This is a genomic window from Ruminococcus sp. zg-924 (genome assembly GCF_024433635.1).
Lineage (GTDB): Bacteria > Bacillota > Clostridia > Oscillospirales > Acutalibacteraceae > UBA7067.
This window is the reverse complement of the sequence record NZ_WNJZ01000025.1, coordinates 1-17,391: the sequence shown is the minus strand read 5'-3', so window position 1 is coordinate 17,391 and position 17,391 is coordinate 1. Positions and strand designations below refer to the sequence as shown.

The window sequence follows — 17,391 nt, the reverse complement described above, 5'->3', positions numbered from 1 at the left end:
ATCGTATTCAAACAAAAACAAAACTGACTCCGCTAGAAAAACGAAATCAGTTTGTTGCTTAAATTTTAATTTTAACTACATCAAGTAGGCTTTTTTGTACTGTCTGCATAACTTGGGGCAGTTCAGTAGTTTCTTTCATTCTACCATAGGGGGTATTTTTTCTATTGTCCGTTTTTTACGGACCTGTGTCACAAGTGGCTTTTGTTGTGTCAAAATTCATTTGTCCGCTTAGAATAATGTTTATTCTGTGTTTGCGTCACATTGTTTCAGGTGCTGTGATTTTAAGCATATCAAGCACATTCTTGATAACGCTCTTAACGCTCAAACACAGAGCAAGCCTTGCCTGCAAAAGACCGTCCTCACTGCCCTTGATTCTGCACGCATTGTAGAACTTATGGAACAGTGAAGCAAGCTGAAGAACAAAGCGTGTAATTTTTGTTGGGTCATACTCCTTAGCCGCCATGATTATCTCGTTTGTATAGGACGCAAGGTGGTGGATAAGCTCCTTTTCCTCCGGTGCAACAAGCAGCTCAAGCTCCTGCTTGGTGCATTTTCTCGGAGCTATTCCGTCCTCCTTAAGAGCTTTTACGATAGAGCAGATTCTTGCGTGTGCATACTGAACGTAATAAACAGGGTTCTGGCTGTCTTGCTGGACAGCCAAATCAAGGTCAAAGTCCATTTGAGTGTTAGCCTCACGCATATTGAACATAAAGCGTGCTGCGTCAACGGGAACCTCATCAAGCAGGGTTTCAAGCGTAATCGCCTTGCCGCTGCGCTTTGAAAGCTTGTAGGTTTCGCCGTTCTTTACAAGGCGAACCATCTGCATAATTATCATATCAAGTCGGTTTGAGTCAACGCCCAGAGCCTGCATAGAAGCCTTCATTCTTGGAATATAGCCATGATGGTCAGCGCCGAGAACGTCAATAGCAGTGTCATAACCTCTTGTCACAAGCTTGTTGTAGTGATAGGCAATATCCGGCACAAGGTAGGTTGGGATTCCGTTTGCACGAACAAGCACTCTGTCCTTGTCCTCGCCGAAATCGGTTGTTCTAAACCACAAAGCGCCCTCCTGCTCATAGGTATGGCCGCTTTGCTTTAGCTTCTCTATAATGTCCGCAACCGCACCGCTTTGGTGAAGTGAGCTTTCAAGAAACCAGTTATCGTATTCAATGCGGTATTTGAGCAAATCGTCCTTAAGCTTCTGAATATTCTGCGGCAGAGCAAAGTCGCAAAGAGCCTGCTTTCTCTGCTCGCTCGGAGCATTTACATATTTATCGCCGTTGATTTCGGCAAAATTCTTTGCGTGGTTTGTAATGTCTTCACCAAGGTATGCGTCCTCAGGCATTTCAACGCTCGAATCAAAAAGCTGTAAATATCTAACCTCAAGCGAGGTCTTGAACTTTTCAATCTGGTTGCCTGCGTCATTTACATAAAACTCTCTTGAAACCTCATAACCTGCCGCCTGCAAAACAGACGCAAGGCAGTCGCCCAAAGCTCCGCCTCTTGCGTTGCCGATATGCATAGGTCCTGTCGGGTTTGCCGACACAAACTCAAGCAGTATTCTCTTGCCGTTGCCGTAGTCGCTTTTACCGTAGCTGTCGCCCTTTTCCTCAATCTCATTAAGAACAGCGGCATAGTAGCTTGGTGCAAGCACAAAGTTCAGAAAGCCGGGTCCAGCAACCTCACAGCTTTCGGCATATGTTTTGCCGAGATCAATATTCTCTTTGATTGCGTTTGCAATTTTAAACGGCGGCATTCTGAAGGTTTTTGCACAAGCCATAGCGGCGTTTGTTGCAAGGTCGCCGTGGCTTCTGTCCGCCGGAGTTTCAATAATAAATTTCGGAAGCTGCTCATACTGCGGCAGCTCGCCCTTTTTAACTGCAAGGTCAATTGCACATTTAATCTCGTCCATAAGCTGTGACGATGCAATGTTCGCCGTCTGTGACATTATAATCATTCCTTTACTTGTTTTTCAGTGTTATTCAAAATTATTTATTAAGGCGTTCAATCTCGATTGTAATTTCGTTCTGACTGCCGAATTTACCGCTGAAATTCAGCGAATAAACAACGTGAATATAGCCGCCGTCCTCACTTAAATCGAAGTCAATAACAGATGTGAACACAGTTATCATCAGGTTTCCGAACGGGGTCTGATATAAGCACTGATGCTCCGAGTCAAGCTCCAGCATAAGTCGGCTTTCCAAGCCGCCTGAGCGAATTATTGAAACAAGGTTATTGCTCTTGATTTCAACGGTTGTATCACGCTCTGCGTCGCCGTCGTCCTCCTCGATATACTCCTTATAGTAAACGTATTTAACCGAGTCCTTCTCCTCGTAGTGACCCGTTGTTTCAACCACAACCGTATCCGACTCGCCGTCGACAAACTGCTTGCCTGTAATTTTTATCAGATAATCTCTTATTAACTCTTCCATTTTATTGTCCTTAATACTGTTCTATATCAATCTGCTGTACGGTATCGTCAATGTTTCTGTCAAGGAACATTCCGGCAAGGTGCGAAAAGCCGTCGGGCGTATCACTGACATAAAAGCTTGTGTTGCCCGACTTTGCACTGCCACTGAGCAGTCCTCTTTCCTTAAGAAGCTGTGCTGTGTAAAGAGCCGTTTCCCTGCCCGAATCGACAAGCGAAACACCCTCGCCCATAACCTTAGATATTACCTTTTTCAGAATCGGATAATGAGTACAGCCAAGGATTACGGTATCTACGCCAATGCTCTTAAGGCTTTCAAGGTATCTTTCAACAACCATAACAACCAGCGGGTCATCCTCTGATATAAATCCATTTTCAACAAGCGGCACAAAAAGAGGACAGTCCTGCTGATAGACCTGCACATTCGGGTTCAATCGTTCAAGCTCGTGCTTATAGGAATTACTGCTGATTGTTGCGCTTGTGCCGATAACGCCTATTTTGCCGTTTCTTGTTTTATTAAGAGCCGCAGCAGCAGTCGGCTTTAAAACGCCTGTGAACGGAACGGGAATTTTACCGCCAAGGTCGCCGGCAACAGAGCTTACTGTGCCGCAGGCGGCTATAATAAACTTCACGCCCTTGGAAAGCAAAAAGGCTGCGTCCTGATGGGCATATTTTTTAATGGTGCTTTTGCTTCGGTTGCCATACGGCACTCTGCCGGTGTCACCGAAATAGACAATATCCTCATGCGGCAGTACGCTTAAAAGCTCCTTAACCGCCGTCAAGCCGCCAAGACCGGAATCAAAAACCCCGATAGGCTCTTTCGACATAGCCGTTCATCCCCTTGCGTATTTTAATAATTAAAAAAAATAGTGAATAATTGTGGTTGTCGCCGCTTTGCGGCAGTGGTACATTTATCTGTCGGCTCATCTCAATGTAAGATTTGGTGTCTGTTACACTTTGAGCGTGTTCGCAGTAAACACTCACAAACATTCATTTATGTAATTCTCTTTCAACCTTTGATAAGCATTACACTTAATTATAAGCTTTCGTCGGCGTTGTGTCAAGGGCGGCAAAAGTGTTGCTCATATCAGGCGTCTGCTCATAATAACCCCCCACCTCCTTTGCAATTATATTGTATTGGAAATCAAGGGAATCTTGTAGTTTGCGACCTGATACATCGTACAAAACAAAAAAGACCTTGAGAAGTGTTATCCTCTCAAGATCTAAATCTTAAAAATTATGCGTTTTTTACACCTCTGCACAAAGCTCCGCACCATTTGATGTAAGTTTGATGTAAAGATGTACTCTCTCTCTATTTTTGGGGTCTTTGAAAACCCTGTAATACCGCTAATTTAAGCCATTTTACTTATCAATACTCTTCATTGTGGGGACTTGCTCGGAATAAGTGCTATCTGCATATTCCTCCGTATGCTTGCCCCTACCCGTGAAAGCCGCTTTTTCAGTACCTTCTGCCAGCGTTGGTCTGCCTATCCCCGTGTAAGGCTTCAGGCGTAAAAATTGGCGTATGCGGCGTAAGCTATCCATAAAAGGCTTCATTTTATTGAAGCCCGGGGGTAAGACAGAGAATACAGCTCTCACCCATTGCATTGTTATTGTATCATAGATTCGCACTTTTTTCAAGATGTCAGAGGCTTCTTTCTCTCCATAGGAAAAATTGTTTGGAGATTCTGCCCCGTCGAGAAAGCCCGAAGGCGCATCTCCACCACGCATACCTCACGAAATATTGGAAAATCAGAGTGACCTGTATATCCGTGTTTTTCTGATCGTTCCATTCATTGAGATCTGCGGGGCTTGACAAACGAGACCGGATAGTATATAATGTATTTGCATCTAATACAAATACAACGAGAGGGAGGAAATGGATGGATACAAAATTTTCTGTGGCGGTACACATGCTTATTCTTATTTCAGAATCCCAGACTCCTATCAATTCCGAGCAGATGGCGGGAAGCGTTGGCACAAATCCGAGCTATATCCGTAAAATATCTGCACTTTTGAAAAAGGCAGAAATTATTGACAGTCACAAGGGAATCAGCGGCTGTTCCCTTTGCGTCGAGCCTGAAAAGCTCTCACTGCTAACAATTTATAAAGCCGTAGCAGATGAACCGGAAATTCACCTTTTGGATATACATCAGAACTCGAGCGACCAATGTATTGTTGGCAGATATATTAAACCGGTGCTTACAGATATGTTTGCCGATATAGAGGAATGCTTTGCACGCTCACTTTCCGAAATAACACTTGCAGATTGCATTGACAACATACGAAAAAGATTATGATTTAGGAGGAACACCCCATGCACACAATAGAAATTATCTTCAGCCCGACCGGCGGTACAGCAAAAATTGCCCGTATCATAAGTAGCTAATTGGATGAAAATCCGATGACAATTGACCTTAGCAATCCCAACAGCGATTTTTCGGATATCTCTTTTACCAAAGAAGATATGGCGGTAATTGCTATGCCTTCTTTCGGAGGCCGGGCTCCTGCCATAGCAATAGAACGCCTCGGGAGAATTGCGGGAAATGGAGCAAGATGTACGCTTGTCGCTGTGTATGGCAACCGTGCCTACGAGGATACTCTTGTTGAAATGGAGGATGCCGCAAAAAAATGTGGCTTTCAGGTTGTTGCAGCTATTGCCGCTGTTGCACAGCACTCAATCATTTCAAAATACGCTTCCGGCAGACCGGATTCGTCAGACGAAAAACAGTTGGCACAATTTGCAAAGCAGATTGCAGGGAAAAAAGACTGCGCAGTTTCAATTCCGGGGAATCGTCCGTATAAGAAACCCGGCGGAGCAGGGCTTGTTCCCAAGCCTTCTAAGGATTGCGTAAAGTGCGGTGCCTGTGCAAAAAGCTGCCCGGTGTCGGCTATTGACCCCGACAATTTTTCCGCCAATGCAAAGAAGTGCATTTCCTGTATGCGCTGTATGAAGAATTGTCCCCATAATGCCAGAAAAGTCAATGGCACTATGGTATCCATTGCAGCTATGGCGATAAAAAAGGCTTGCTCAACAAGTAAAGAAAGCGAGTTGTTTTTATAATTAGACCGGAAAAGAGAGTTGTAGCATTGATACTTACCAAAAATGAAAAAGTGAAATCGGATATGACAGACGCTTTTGTTCATTTGTCACCGGTCGGATTCTTTCAAATTGCCGAGGAAACTCTTACCGAGCTTATGGGAGAGCTTAAAATCGACGGTGTCACAGCAAAAGAAAAATACAATGCTATTTGGGTTTTTTCCAAAAGCAAGCTGAGAATATATAAAAACATAAAATGGAATGAGCAGTACACTTCCATAGGATTTATTTCCAAGATAACACCTGTAACAATCCATATAGATGTCGAGGTCAGAAACGGAACAAGCGAGCTTTGCGGATACCTGAGAGTGGAGCTTTGCGCACTGGATCTGCAATCCGGCAAAATCAGAAAAGTCTCAACCGTTGGTGTAAATGACTGTATTCAAAGTGAGTCTTCACAAACGGACTTGCGTTTTTCAAAATTTGATACGGATAATCTGCACGAGACAGAGCAGCTAAAGGTTCGATATACAAGCATAGATTACGCTGGGCATACGAACAACAAGGAATATATTAAATTTGTGCTGAATACCTACTCCGTTAATGAGCTGAAAGCAAGACCTATTAAGGAAATGGATATTATTTACATAAACCAAACCTTTGAGAACGATATTTTAACCATTTTCAAAGGCTTCGACAAGGGCAGAGACATTTTCGCTATAAAAAAAGACGACAAATATGTCATAAAGTGCGAAGTTGTCCGCAGCGAATAAGAAGGATTCTTCTGCCGAGTCAGTCATGTTACCCGGCGAAAAAATAAATTTTTGAGGTGATACAGAATGAAAAAGTACAAAGTAATCATTTGGGGGTTGGGTAATGTCGGGCGCTCTGCACTCATACACACCCAAACCAAAAAATCTCTCGACCTTGTTGCGGTTTATGATGTAGACCCGAAAAAGGTCGGCAAAGACGCAGGCGAAGCTATCGGGATTGAAAAGGTTGGTGTTATTGTAACCGATAACCGAGAGGCTGTGTTAAACGCTGATGCGGATGTCGTGCTTTACTACGCACCGCAGATGTATGACGGCGCAGGCTTTGAGCAGCCGCATATGGGCAAAAACTGCGATGAAATCTGCGAAATCCTAAGTCACAAGCACAATGTAATAACCTCCGCCTGCATCTATTATTCAAAAGTACAGGCTCCCGAAATCTATGATAAGATTGACAAGACGGCAAAGGCAAACGGTGTGACCTATGTTCAGCAGGGCATCTTCCCCGGACTTTACACGCCATATCTTCCGATTATTTTAGCGATGGGTTCACGCAACACTAAATCTGTTAAGGTTTATGGAGGCGAGCCTGACGAGCTTAACACCGCTCCTTGGGCTGCGCTATTGGCTTTCGGCAAGAAGCCCGATGAGATAGACAAGGCTATGGTAGACGCCTTCCACACAAGATTCTTGTGCGATTACGGCGGGTCTGTAAAGGTTATCGCAGACAAGCTCGGTCTTGAATATGACGAATATGAGCAAAACTACGAAAGCATTATGTCAGACAGAGACTATGACACCAAAAATCCGATGTTCGGCGTGGTTAAAAAAGGTACTATCGGCGCACACCGCTTAAATATGGTCGTTAAAAAGAACGGCGAAGAGATTGTGGGCTTTCACTTTGTACACAAGGCTTCAAGAAACATTTTGCCTGAAATAGGACTTGACTTCAAAGTCGAGATTGAGGGCGAAAATAAGATAGTTGCCAATGTTGAGGGCTTTTTACCGGAGTATTGCGATGTATTCCTCACAAGCGCCGCACCTAATGTAAACCTTATTCCCGGACTTGTTGCGGCAGAACCCGGATATAAGGATGCAATAGAGGTTGCCGTTATTCAGTTGCCCGAATAATGAATCGAGTGAGTAAACACAGTCTGTAAATACGGATCTTCTATGATAATGATGGGGCTGAAAGCTGCATAAGCTTTCAGCCCCTTGGTTTATATACTGCTCGTGCTGGTACATGTCAATCCTGCACTCTTTTCCTCCATTCAAAGAAGGTGTCATAAATTTGGCAAATGTCCATGCTGCCATCCGATGTAATGAAGATATGAGCCTTGCCGAATCCCTTTCTGATTTCAGCACATACCGTTTCACGATCCTGATGGGGATTCAGGCGGACATACTGAATCCCTCTTTGCTTGCACAAGTGGGCGGTTACACCGCCGACATCTTCTTCTATCATTATCATTCTGACTGTCATCGCCATATCAGGTGCAACCTGATACTTGTAGCGGGGATTCTCGCTCGTTCCAATGTAAAAGTCTTGGCGTACCCACTACGGTGGCTATCATCAGAAATAACGTCCTATATGCCTGATTATTCAGTTTTCAATCTGCGAGAAGAAGTCATCCCAATCGGAGTTAGGAATTAACCTCCTCACTTGTTCCCACTGGGAGGGTGCAAATTATCGGGTGTTTTTGAAAAATAGTTTGAAAGAATTTTTTTAGGTGCAGAAAACAAAAAAGCCGCCCGCTTCTCAAACGAGAAACAGACGGCTCGAAACGATTACTGTATCATCTAAAATTGGCGAAAAAAATAAGGCTTCAACCCAAATAGGTTAAAGCCTTATTATAGTTGTTCTATGTTTACGACACACATTTGTCGTAAGGCTCAAAAGATGGTCACGATTTCATTTGTCGTAAATTTGTCGTAAACCGCATTTTTGAGCATTTTTTTGGATTAACAAAACGCCGCAAACGCTGTCAAAACCTGATTTTTGTGGGTTTTTAGTCTGCGAGGGGTTTCATCGTCGGGAACAACAACACATCTCTGATAGCTGAAGAATCAGTTAGGAGCATTACCATTCTGTCAATGCCAAAGCCAATGCCTCCTGTCGGCGGCATACCGATTTCAAGCGCATTGAGGAAGTCCTCGTCAGTTGTGTTTGCCTCTTCGTCACCCTGCGATAAAAGCTCCTCCTGAGCCTTGAAACGCTCCCTTTGGTCGATAGGGTCGTTAAGCTCGGAATAGGCGTTCGCCATCTCCCAGCCGTTCATAAAGAATTCAAAGCGTTCAACATATCCCTGGTTGTCCGGCTTTTTCTTTGTAAGCGGAGAAATCTCAATCGGGTGGTCCATTACAAAGGTCGGCTGAATCATATGCTCCTCGGCGTAGGCTTCAAAGAACAAATTGAGTATATCGCCCTTCTTGTGCCTGTCCTCAAACTCAATTCCCTTTTCCTTAGCCAGAGCCTTAGCCTGCTCGTCCGTTGTAATCTCGTTAAAGTCAACGCCCGAATACTTCTTAACGGCGTCAACCATTGTTATTCTCTCAAACGGCTTGCCAAGGTCCATCTCAATGCCGTTGTATGTAATCTTTGTTGTATTAAGAACCTCCTGCGCAACGTGGCGGTATAACTTCTCTGTCAAATCCATCATACCGTTGTAGTCAGTGTAAGCCTGATAAAGCTCCATAAGAGTAAATTCAGGGTTGTGGCGTGTGTCAACACCCTCGTTTCTGAACACCCTGCCAATCTCATAAACTCTTTCAAGACCGCCTACAATAAGTCTTTTTAGGTAAAGCTCAAGCGAAATGCGCAGCTTTAAGTCCTCGTTAAGCGCATTGAAGTGTGTTTCAAACGGACGAGCCGCCGCACCGCCTGCGTTAGCAACGAGCATAGGAGTTTCAACCTCAATAAAGCCCTGTCCGTCAAGATACTTGCGGATTGCGCTGATAATTTTTGAACGCTTGATAAATGTGTCCTTAACCTCAGGGTTCATAATCAGGTCAACATAGCGCTGACGGTAACGCAAATCTGTGTCCTTAAGTCCGTGAAACTTCTCCGGAAGCGGCTTAAGCGACTTTGAAAGAAGCCTTGCCGACTTTGCGTGAACGCTTATCTCGCCAACCTTAGTCTTGAATACAAAGCCCTTGATTTCAACAATATCGCCTATATCCCACTTTTTAAGAAGGTTGTAGTCCTCCTCGCCCAAATCGTCATATTTTGCAAAAACCTGCATCTTACCTGTGATGTCGTGAACATCAAGGAAAGACACCTTGCCCTTTCCTCTTTTTGACATAACACGGCCTGCAATGCATACGTCCTGATTCTCAAGCTCGTCAAAACGCTGTGTAATCTCTGAATTTTTTATATTTCTGTCACTCGTTGTTATAGCAAACGGGTTCTTGCCCATTTCCTGAAGCGCCGCAAGCTTATCACGGCGAACCTGCAAAAGGTCGCCTGTGTTTTGGCGGGCGTTGTTCTGAGCAGTCTTATCCTCTGCCATTTTGCCATTCCTCCAATTTATTGTCCTTTTTTCTTCGTCTGTCTGAACCAAACATTATTATCTTGTGATGTCAAGAATAGTGTATTCAACAACACCGCCAGGTGTTTCAACGCTTACGCTCTCGCCAAGCTTTTTGCCAATCAGCGCAGCGCCAACAGGCGATTCGTCCGAAATTTTGCCTTCAAGCGGATTTGCCTCTCTTGTAGGCACAATGTTGTAGGAAACCTCGGTTGTGCCGCCTACTCTTAGCTTTACGCAAACGCCCATACTAACCGACTGGGTGTCAATTTCGCTGTCGTCAATAATTCTTGAATTGTGAAGCTGTGCTTCAAGCGACTGAATTTTAGCCTCAACAATAGCCTGCTCGTTTTTAGCGTCATCATATTCGCTGTTCTCGGAAAGGTCGCCAAAGGACAGCGCAACCTTGATTTTTTCAGTAACCTCTTTACGCTTGACTGTTTTGAGTAATTCAAGCTCTTTTTCAAGCTTTGCTTTACCTTCAAGTGTAAGTAAAATTTCTTTTTTATTCTGCATTTTTGCAACCATCCTTTTCAGCTTAATTTTTTGCAATTATAAGAATAATTATAAGCTTTTGGCGGCGCTGTGTCAAGAGCACAAAAAGCCGGCGACAGAATGTTTGAGGCAACTGCGGCGGCTGAAAGCTTTTGAGTGCCGACATAAAAAGAATGTGGAGAAATTTTGGCGGCGTCTGCGCATTTTTCAATTGAATAAAGAGCCTGCGAAAAGTATTCGCTGCTAAGAAAATTCGGCTTAAGCGCACGGTATTTCGGCGGCAGACCCCACGAATATGCGCTTACCGATTTTATCCTTGGGTTGCAGCTTTCGCCGCAGCTAAACATAGTGCAGCTTCGCCCTTTGTAAGCTTCAAGCGGAGTAAACCTTGGTGCAACAATCACGCTGACGCTTGGCAACTCACGCACATTTGTGCAAAGGCTGACGCACGCACCGTATTCGCCCATAGCGTAATCAGGAAATGCGTTGTAGCGGCAGCTTTTGGTGAGGATTGTCATTGTGCCGCAAAGCGGCAAAAAAAGCGGAGCATAGCGTGAGTATTCACCGCTTAAGTCGCAAAAGCACAGCGAAATTTTGCGGCACTCGGTTTTCAAAAGCGAAAGCACGGTGATTGCGCCGTTTATTGCCATAAGGCGGAAAAGGCTTTGTGAGTAAAACCGCTTAAAGCCAAGCTTTTTCGGCACCGGCAAGCCTCTACGGCACAGCACATATCCCCTTGTCGGTCCTGCACATTCGGCAATTTTTGCCCAATCAATTCTGCCGCTGGCTCGGTCACAGCTTATGTATTTCACCGTTGCTGTGCCGACTGTTTTAATATTTATATTCACCTCGCCCTTTTTCAATGCTCCTGCAAGCGCAAAAACACCGCTTGCCCTGTTTTGCAAAACATCAAGCACGGTTATCATAATTATTCCCCCTGTGGTGCAATGCTGCACTGTGCACCATTGCAATGAAATTTTCCTGCGGCAAGCTGACAGCAAGCTTTGCCCGCATTACTCCATACGTTTAACTATCCCACAGGCTATCTTCTTACCTGCTGCGCCTGACGGCTGGGTTGTGAAATCGTCATAATTTTCGTGAATAACCACCGCCCTGCCGATTATGTCTTGAACCTTGAATCGATTTGTAAAAAACTCGCAGTAGGCGTAGCCTGCACAGTTGATAATTGGCGGAAAGTCGCCTGCGTGGGAGATATGTATGCAGTTTTCGGGGTTATAGTGCATACCAGCGTTTGCAAATTCGTCCTCTTTATTGCCGCTGCACTGTTTGCCCTCGTGCAGGTGAAACGCCATAAACGTGCCGTTGCACTCAGACTGGGTATAGGGCAAGCCGTTTACCTTTACGTTGACAATCACACCGTCGCCTCCGTCATAAAACGTTACCCTGCCCTTGATTTCGGTATTTTCGCTGTTGCCCTGTAAATTCGCCCTTGCAAACGGTCTTTGGTAAACATTGTAGTACAAAAAATCACCCTCAAGCATATAAAATATCAGATTAGTAAATTTCGGATAAAACTTGAATTACGCATTATTAAATCGCATTGCCGCACGGCGGCACTAAGAATTTCTTGACAAACCCTTTTATCCTGCTATAATATATATGACTGAAAGGTCAAATTTAATACGCTGTCTTCGGGGCGGGGTGTAACTCCCCACCGGCGGTAATCACTTTTGTGTAAGTCCGTGAGCGCAAGCTGATTTGGTGAGATTCCAAAACCGACGGTATAGTCCGGATGAAAGAAGATGCACGCTTTTTGTGGCGTTGTCGCTCTGCAGTTTATTTCTGCGGAGCTTTTTTTGTTTCGACGGCAGACAAAAGGAGCTTTTTTATGACAAAAAACAAAGAAAACCGTTCACCGCTGTCCACCGACTCTTCCTACAAAACGAAAAAGCTGGCAATTCTTGGGCTTATAACAGCAATATCGTATATTTCTGTTTTTCTGTTCAGAATTCCGATAATTCCAAGTGTTCCGTTCCTCGACTTGGAATTCAAAAGCGCTGTTATTTTAATTGGCGCATTTATGTTTGGCCCGCTGTCCGGCTTGCTAATGGCTTTTGCCGTTTGTGTAATTGAAATGCTGACAATAAGTCACACAGGCATTATCGGCTGTATAATGAACATTCTGCCAACTGTTTGCTTTGTTTGCCCTGCGGCGTTTATATACAAAAGAAAACGCACTCTTTCAAGGGCAATAATCGGAATTTCCGTTGGTAGTGTTCTTATGACCTTTGTTATGGTGCTTTGGAATTATCTTATTACGCCGATTTTTATGGGCGTTCCGAGGGACGCTGTTGTATCTCTTCTTGTTCCTGCAATTATTCCGTTTAACATAATCAAGGCGGCTCTTAACGGAAGCGTTACGCTTTTGCTGTATAAATTTATTGTAACGGCACTTAGAAAGGCTAATCTTATTCCTAGGGAGGAAGGCTGTGGCAAAAGGAACAAGTCAGCCGTTATTGGCTCGGTAATAATCGCCGGCATGGTAATTATCACCTGCGTGCTTGTAATTCTTGCGTTTAACGGCGTATTTTAAAAATTAAGTATTGACAATTATAAAATCAATGATATAATGTTGGTACAAAACTGAATACTCAACTTATCAAGAGCGACTGAGGGAACAGGCCCTATGACGTCCGGCAACCTGCATTTGCAAGGTGCCAAATCCTGCGGTTTTACCGAAAGATGAGATTATACGCCGCTTTCGGATATGAAAGCGGCGATTATTTTTGAAGGGAGAATAAGGATTATGACAAAACACTTTTTTACATCGGAATCAGTTACTGAGGGTCATCCGGACAAGGTGTGCGACCAAATTTCGGACGCAGTAGTTGACGCTATTTTAGAGCAGGATAAAAACGCACACATTGCCTGTGAAACAACTGCAACAACAGGTATGGTTCACGTTATGGGCGAGATTACAACAGATTGTTACGTTGACATACCGGCAATTGCACGTCAGGTTATATGCGACATAGGCTACAACAACGAGGGTTGTGGCTTTGACGGAAACACCTGCGCTGTGCTTACATCTATTGACAATCAGTCCGCTGACATTGCGCTTGGCGTAAATCAGAGCTATGAGCATAAAAGCGGCGCACAGGACGTATACAACCTTACAGGAGCAGGAGATCAGGGAATGATGTTTGGCTATGCCTGCAACGAAACGCCCGAGCTTATGCCGCTGAGCATTTCACTCAGCCACAAGCTTGCAAAACAGCTTACAAAGGTAAGAAAGGACAGCACGCTGCCCTATCTGCGTCCGGACGGAAAAACTCAGGTTACTGTTGAGTATGACGGCGACGAAATCAAGAGGATTGACGCTGTTGTTGTTTCAACACAACACAACGCTGAAGTTAATATAGACAAGCTTAGAGATGACATTTTGAAATACGTTATCAAGCCGATTATCCCGACAGAGCTTTTTGACGAGAACACAAAAATTTTCATTAACCCCACAGGCAGGTTCGTAATCGGCGGCCCTGTTGGCGACAGCGGACTTACAGGCAGAAAGATAATTGTTGACACATACGGCGGCTTTGGCAGACACGGCGGCGGCTGTTTCTCCGGCAAGGACCCCACAAAGGTTGACCGCAGCGCCGCATATGCCGCACGCTACGCCGCAAAGAACATTGTAGCCGCAGGACTTGCAAGCCGCTGTGAAGTTCAGCTTGCGTATGCAATCGGCGTTGCAAAGCCTGTTTCAATTATGGTTGACTCGTTCGGCACAAGCAAATACACAAACGAACAGCTTGCAAATGCCGTTTCAAAGGTGTTTGATTTACGTCCGGCGGCAATTATTGAAACGCTCGACCTCAAAAACACCAAGTACCGTCCTCTTGCCGCTTACGGTCATATGGGCAGAGAAGAGCTTTATGTTGCGTGGGAAAAAACAGACAAGACAGCAGAGCTTTTAGCTGCTGTTGAGGCTGTTGAAAAGTAAGCTTTAATTTAGTTTAATAAAACAGCAAAAAATAAAGGCTGATACGCACTTTCAAAGAAGGTGCACATCAGTCTTTTTATCTTATGAGTTGCTTGACAGCAACGATGACACAAGAACATTAGTGTCAATCACCGCAATTTCAAACGGAATCTTTTTCTCTCTAACCACAGCCCTTGCAAAAACATTAAAGCCAACTATAATCCTTGCGGCAGTCAAGAATGTAGTCCACATACACCGTATCGTCTTGAATTTGGTAAAGCACAAGATACCAATTCTCAATGAACATTTTATGGTATTTATTTTTTGGGACGCACATCTCATCAAAAAAAGGAAATCTTTGCGGCATTTTAGAAAGCGAACGAAGAGCAGCCATAATCTTCTGCTTTTTTGTTACCGCCGCAGATTTATTGACCTGCGCAAGAAAGCGAATGTGTATGCCGAGCATTTGCTTGGCTGTGTCAGATATAATAACTTTGTAATTACAGCTTTCTGACATATATTATACCTCTTCTATCACATCATCGAGGTAGTTATCAAGCTCATCAAGGGTTGCGCCTGTTCTTCCCGACATTCTTTCCTCTTCTACGGCTAAAAGCTCCTCTCTGAGCTTAAGCATTTTTTCTCTTCTGTTGTAGGTTTCAATATCCATAACAACCAAATCACCCTCACCGTTTTTGGTGAGAAAAATTGGTTCTTCAGTCTTTCGGCACATATCAGCAATCTCGTTGTAACTTTGGCGAATTGCAGCAGACGGACGAATAATCATAGCAATACCTCCTTTGAGCATCATAGCATCATAGTATTATTCTAACTATATTATACCCATTTGATACAATCTTTTCAAGGGTGAATTCAAAATTTTAATCAAAAAGCCGCACAGCGGCGACAACCACAATTATTCATCATTCATTGCCCCACAGCGGCAATATGCGGCTCAGTTCATTCCCTCTGCTCCAACACGGGAGAACAGCCGTTTTATCTCTGCACGCAGTCCACGACATTCATCCGATTGCAAGTCGGGGAATTTTCTTTCTACATCATCAGCCGCCTGCTGAGCCGCCTTGAGGGAATCCATATCTGCCAAATCGGCTATGTGCATTTCGGGCAAGCCGTGCTGTCTTGCGCCGAAAAAGTCGCCGGGTCCTCTTAGCTTCAAGTCCATATCGGCAATCTCAAAGCCGTTGTTCGTGCGGCACATAGTTTTAAGCCTTTGCAAGGTGTCCTCACCCTGTGCGTCACTCAGAAGAAAGCAGTACGATTTTTCGCTTCCTCTGCCGACTCTTCCCCTTAGCTGGTGAAGCTGAGAAAATCCGAATCTCTCGGCGTTTTCTATCGCCATTATAACAGAATTTGGCACATCAACACCAACCTCAATAACAGTTGTAGACACAAGTAGCTGAATATCACCTGCTAAAAAGCTGTGCATAACGGCGTCCTTTTCCTTTGGTTTCATCTTGCCGTGAAGCAGTCCGACAGAGTAATTCTTAAACTCGCCTGCGCTTATTTTTTCATAATATTCGGTTGCGCTTGCTATGTTCAGCTCGTTTTCCTCAACGCTTGGACAAACTATGTACGCCTGCAAGCCCTTATCAAGATAATCCTTTATAAAGCCATACATACCGGCTCTCTTTTTTGAGTTTATAAGGAAGGTTGAAATTTTCTGCCTGCCAGGCGGAAGCTCGTCGAGCAAAGAAATATCGAGGTCGCCGTAGATTATCAGTCCAAGCGTTCTCGGTATTGGCGTTGCCGACATAACAAGCGTGTGCGGCTTGTTGCCCATTGAGGTGAGCCTTGCCCTTTGGCGAACTCCAAAGCGGTGCTGTTCGTCCGTAACCGCAATGCCGAGCGCCTTAAACTCAACCCCGTCAGAGATTATTGCGTTTGTACCGATAAGCAAATCAATCTCGCCGTTTTTCAGCCGTTCACGAATTTTGCGCTTACCCGCCGCCGTAACCGAGCCGATTAACAGCTCGGTGCGCACACCTGTTCCCTCAAGGAGTTTTGTAAGCGAGGAAAAGTGTTGCTGAGCTAAAATTTCGGTGGGCGCCATAAAAGCCGCCTGCCAGCCGTTTTTGATAACGGTGTAGCACACAGCCGCCGCAACAGCCGTTTTGCCGGAGCCAACATCGCCCTGCAAAAGCCTGTTCATCGGCGTTTTTGAATTTATCATATCATCTATGCACTCACGGCTTGCCCTTAGCTGTGCCGAGGTCGGCTCAAACGGCAAAAGTGAAAAAAACTCTGCGCTGTAATCGGTTTTTATATCAATCGACGTTTCCTCACGCTTGCTTGTTTTTAAACGCCTTAGTCCAAGCGAGAGAATAAAAAGCTCCTCAAACACAAGGCGTTTTCTTGCTCTTTTCAGCTGCTCTGTGCTGTCCGGAAAATGAATTTTCCTTATTGCAAAGTCAAGCGGCTCTAAGCTGTATTTATTTAGAATAAACTGCGGTATCGGCTCCTTAACCTCATTAGGCAAAAGCCGTATTGCCTGCTTTACAGCGTTTTCAATATTGCCTGTTGTAAGTCCTGCGGTTGTGTGGTAAATCGGCCGGATTTTATTGCCTGTCTGAGTGTCCGAAAACATTGGCGAGAGCATTTCAAGATTGCCCTTAGAGCGTGTCACCTTGCCGTAAAAGGTGTACTCTCTGCCCGATTTCAGCATATCGCCGACATAACGGTTGTTGAAAAACGTCACCGTCATAAAGCCTGTTTCGTCAAAAACTCTGCCTCGGCTTAAAAGTCTGCCCTTTGATATTCTCTGTGTGACAACGGGACTTTCAAGGGTTGCTTTTATGCAGCAGCTTTCGCCGACGGTAACCTCGGCAATGTCAACGGGGCTTGTGTAGTCCTCGTATGAGCGTGGATAAAAGCGCACAAGCTCGCCCACCGTTTCGATTCCAAGACGGTGAAAAAGCTCGGCTCGCTTTGCACCGACGCCGTAAAGCGTTTCTATTTTCTTTTCAAATAAAGAGGACATATTTTCTCCGCTCCATCTCAATTTCAACTGTAAGGCAAAAGATAAGTTATTGTTTTCATTTAAAACCAATCAAAACCACCCGTCTAACGGGTGGTTTGCACAAGGGCTATAAGCCCAAGCTACCGGCCAGCGCCTAAAGACGCTGGCTTTCACTTTAGTTCAAGCCTATTGCCTTTGCCTCTTTCGCCGCCCC

The 17,391-nt window shown here is 44.7% G+C and carries 18 protein-coding genes and 2 riboswitches; of the genes, 6 read left to right on the top strand and 12 right to left on the bottom strand.

What is annotated here, in order from left to right; genetic code table 11:
* Positions 1-256: 256 nt before the first annotated feature.
* The 4 genes from argS to GMA13_RS10240 form a co-directional block, all read right to left on the bottom strand.
* A complete protein-coding gene (argS, locus tag GMA13_RS10255) occupies positions 257-1,948 on the bottom strand; it encodes an arginine--tRNA ligase (protein WP_255883985.1) in 1,692 nt (563 codons plus the stop codon).
* A gap of 40 nt (positions 1,949-1,988) precedes the next feature.
* A complete protein-coding gene (locus tag GMA13_RS10250; RefSeq protein WP_255883897.1) occupies positions 1,989-2,432 on the bottom strand; it encodes a DUF1934 domain-containing protein in 444 nt (147 codons plus the stop codon).
* A gap of 10 nt (positions 2,433-2,442) precedes the next feature.
* Entirely contained in the window at positions 2,443-3,255 is an 813-nt protein-coding gene (gene murI, locus GMA13_RS10245; RefSeq protein ID WP_255883899.1) for a glutamate racemase, read from the bottom strand.
* 535 nt (positions 3,256-3,790) lie between these two features.
* Positions 3,791-4,159 carry a hypothetical protein gene (locus GMA13_RS10240; protein WP_255883901.1) on the bottom strand — a complete coding sequence of 123 codons (369 nt, stop codon included), beginning with the start codon at positions 4,157-4,159 and terminating at the stop codon, positions 3,791-3,793.
* Positions 4,160-4,311: 152 nt separating this feature from the next.
* Between GMA13_RS10240 and GMA13_RS10235 the strand changes: the two genes are divergently transcribed.
* From GMA13_RS10235 to GMA13_RS10220, 4 genes are all read left to right on the top strand, one after another.
* Positions 4,312-4,728: an Rrf2 family transcriptional regulator gene (locus GMA13_RS10235; RefSeq protein ID WP_255883902.1), complete on the top strand. Its 417-nt coding sequence runs from the start codon at positions 4,312-4,314 to the stop codon at positions 4,726-4,728.
* Positions 4,729-4,832: 104 nt separating this feature from the next.
* Positions 4,833-5,492 (top strand): 4Fe-4S binding protein, encoded by a 660-nt coding sequence (locus GMA13_RS10230; RefSeq protein ID WP_370687089.1) that lies wholly within the window; start codon positions 4,833-4,835, stop codon positions 5,490-5,492.
* 26 nt (positions 5,493-5,518) lie between these two features.
* Complete coding sequence (locus GMA13_RS10225; protein WP_255883903.1) at positions 5,519-6,241, top strand: acyl-ACP thioesterase domain-containing protein; 723 nt, start codon at positions 5,519-5,521, stop codon at positions 6,239-6,241.
* 66 nt (positions 6,242-6,307) lie between these two features.
* Positions 6,308-7,369: a hypothetical protein gene (locus GMA13_RS10220; RefSeq protein ID WP_255883904.1), complete on the top strand. Its 1,062-nt coding sequence runs from the start codon at positions 6,308-6,310 to the stop codon at positions 7,367-7,369.
* Positions 7,370-7,484: 115 nt separating this feature from the next.
* On the opposite strand, the gene GMA13_RS10215 is transcribed toward GMA13_RS10220, so the two are convergent.
* The 5 genes from GMA13_RS10215 to GMA13_RS10195 all read right to left on the bottom strand — a co-directional run bounded on the left by GMA13_RS10215 (position 7,485) and on the right by GMA13_RS10195 (position 11,744).
* Positions 7,485-7,727, bottom strand: a complete 243-nt coding sequence (locus GMA13_RS10215) for a hypothetical protein (protein ID WP_255883906.1) — start codon at positions 7,725-7,727, stop codon at positions 7,485-7,487.
* Positions 7,728-8,247: 520 nt separating this feature from the next.
* Entirely contained in the window at positions 8,248-9,747 is a 1,500-nt protein-coding gene (gene lysS / locus GMA13_RS10210) for a lysine--tRNA ligase (RefSeq protein WP_370687088.1), read from the bottom strand.
* 57 nt (positions 9,748-9,804) lie between these two features.
* Entirely contained in the window at positions 9,805-10,281 is a 477-nt protein-coding gene (gene greA, locus GMA13_RS10205; RefSeq protein ID WP_255883907.1) for a transcription elongation factor GreA, read from the bottom strand.
* Between the two features lie 17 nt (positions 10,282-10,298).
* Positions 10,299-11,186, bottom strand: coding sequence for a hypothetical protein (locus tag GMA13_RS10200; protein WP_255883908.1), 888 nt, complete (start codon positions 11,184-11,186; stop codon positions 10,299-10,301).
* A gap of 87 nt (positions 11,187-11,273) precedes the next feature.
* Complete coding sequence (locus GMA13_RS10195) at positions 11,274-11,744, bottom strand: superoxide dismutase family protein (protein WP_255883909.1); 471 nt, start codon at positions 11,742-11,744, stop codon at positions 11,274-11,276.
* 160 nt (positions 11,745-11,904) lie between these two features.
* Positions 11,905-12,029: riboswitch (FMN riboswitch) on the top strand.
* Positions 12,030-12,109: 80 nt separating this feature from the next.
* On the opposite strand from GMA13_RS10195, the gene GMA13_RS10190 reads away from it, so the two are divergent.
* On the top strand, positions 12,110-12,814 hold the full coding sequence (locus GMA13_RS10190) for an ECF transporter S component (protein ID WP_255883911.1): 705 nt from the start codon (positions 12,110-12,112) through the stop codon (positions 12,812-12,814).
* A 60-nt stretch (positions 12,815-12,874) separates the two neighbouring features.
* Positions 12,875-12,970: riboswitch (SAM riboswitch) on the top strand.
* A 57-nt stretch (positions 12,971-13,027) separates the two neighbouring features.
* Positions 13,028-14,221, top strand: a complete 1,194-nt coding sequence (metK, locus tag GMA13_RS10185) for a methionine adenosyltransferase (RefSeq protein ID WP_255883912.1) — start codon at positions 13,028-13,030, stop codon at positions 14,219-14,221.
* A 184-nt stretch (positions 14,222-14,405) separates the two neighbouring features.
* Here the strand turns inward: metK and GMA13_RS10180 are convergent, their stop codons facing one another.
* The 3 genes from GMA13_RS10180 to recG all read right to left on the bottom strand — a co-directional run bounded on the left by GMA13_RS10180 (position 14,406) and on the right by recG (position 17,198).
* A complete protein-coding gene (locus tag GMA13_RS10180) occupies positions 14,406-14,717 on the bottom strand; it encodes a type II toxin-antitoxin system RelE/ParE family toxin (protein WP_255883913.1) in 312 nt (103 codons plus the stop codon).
* Positions 14,718-14,720: 3 nt separating this feature from the next.
* Positions 14,721-14,987: a type II toxin-antitoxin system prevent-host-death family antitoxin gene (locus GMA13_RS10175; protein WP_255883914.1), complete on the bottom strand. Its 267-nt coding sequence runs from the start codon at positions 14,985-14,987 to the stop codon at positions 14,721-14,723.
* Positions 14,988-15,155: 168 nt separating this feature from the next.
* The gene (gene recG / locus GMA13_RS10170) at positions 15,156-17,198 is read right to left on the bottom strand and encodes an ATP-dependent DNA helicase RecG (protein ID WP_255883916.1); all 2,043 of its coding nucleotides are present in this window, start codon (positions 17,196-17,198) and stop codon (positions 15,156-15,158) included.
* Positions 17,199-17,391: the final 193 nt, after the last annotated feature.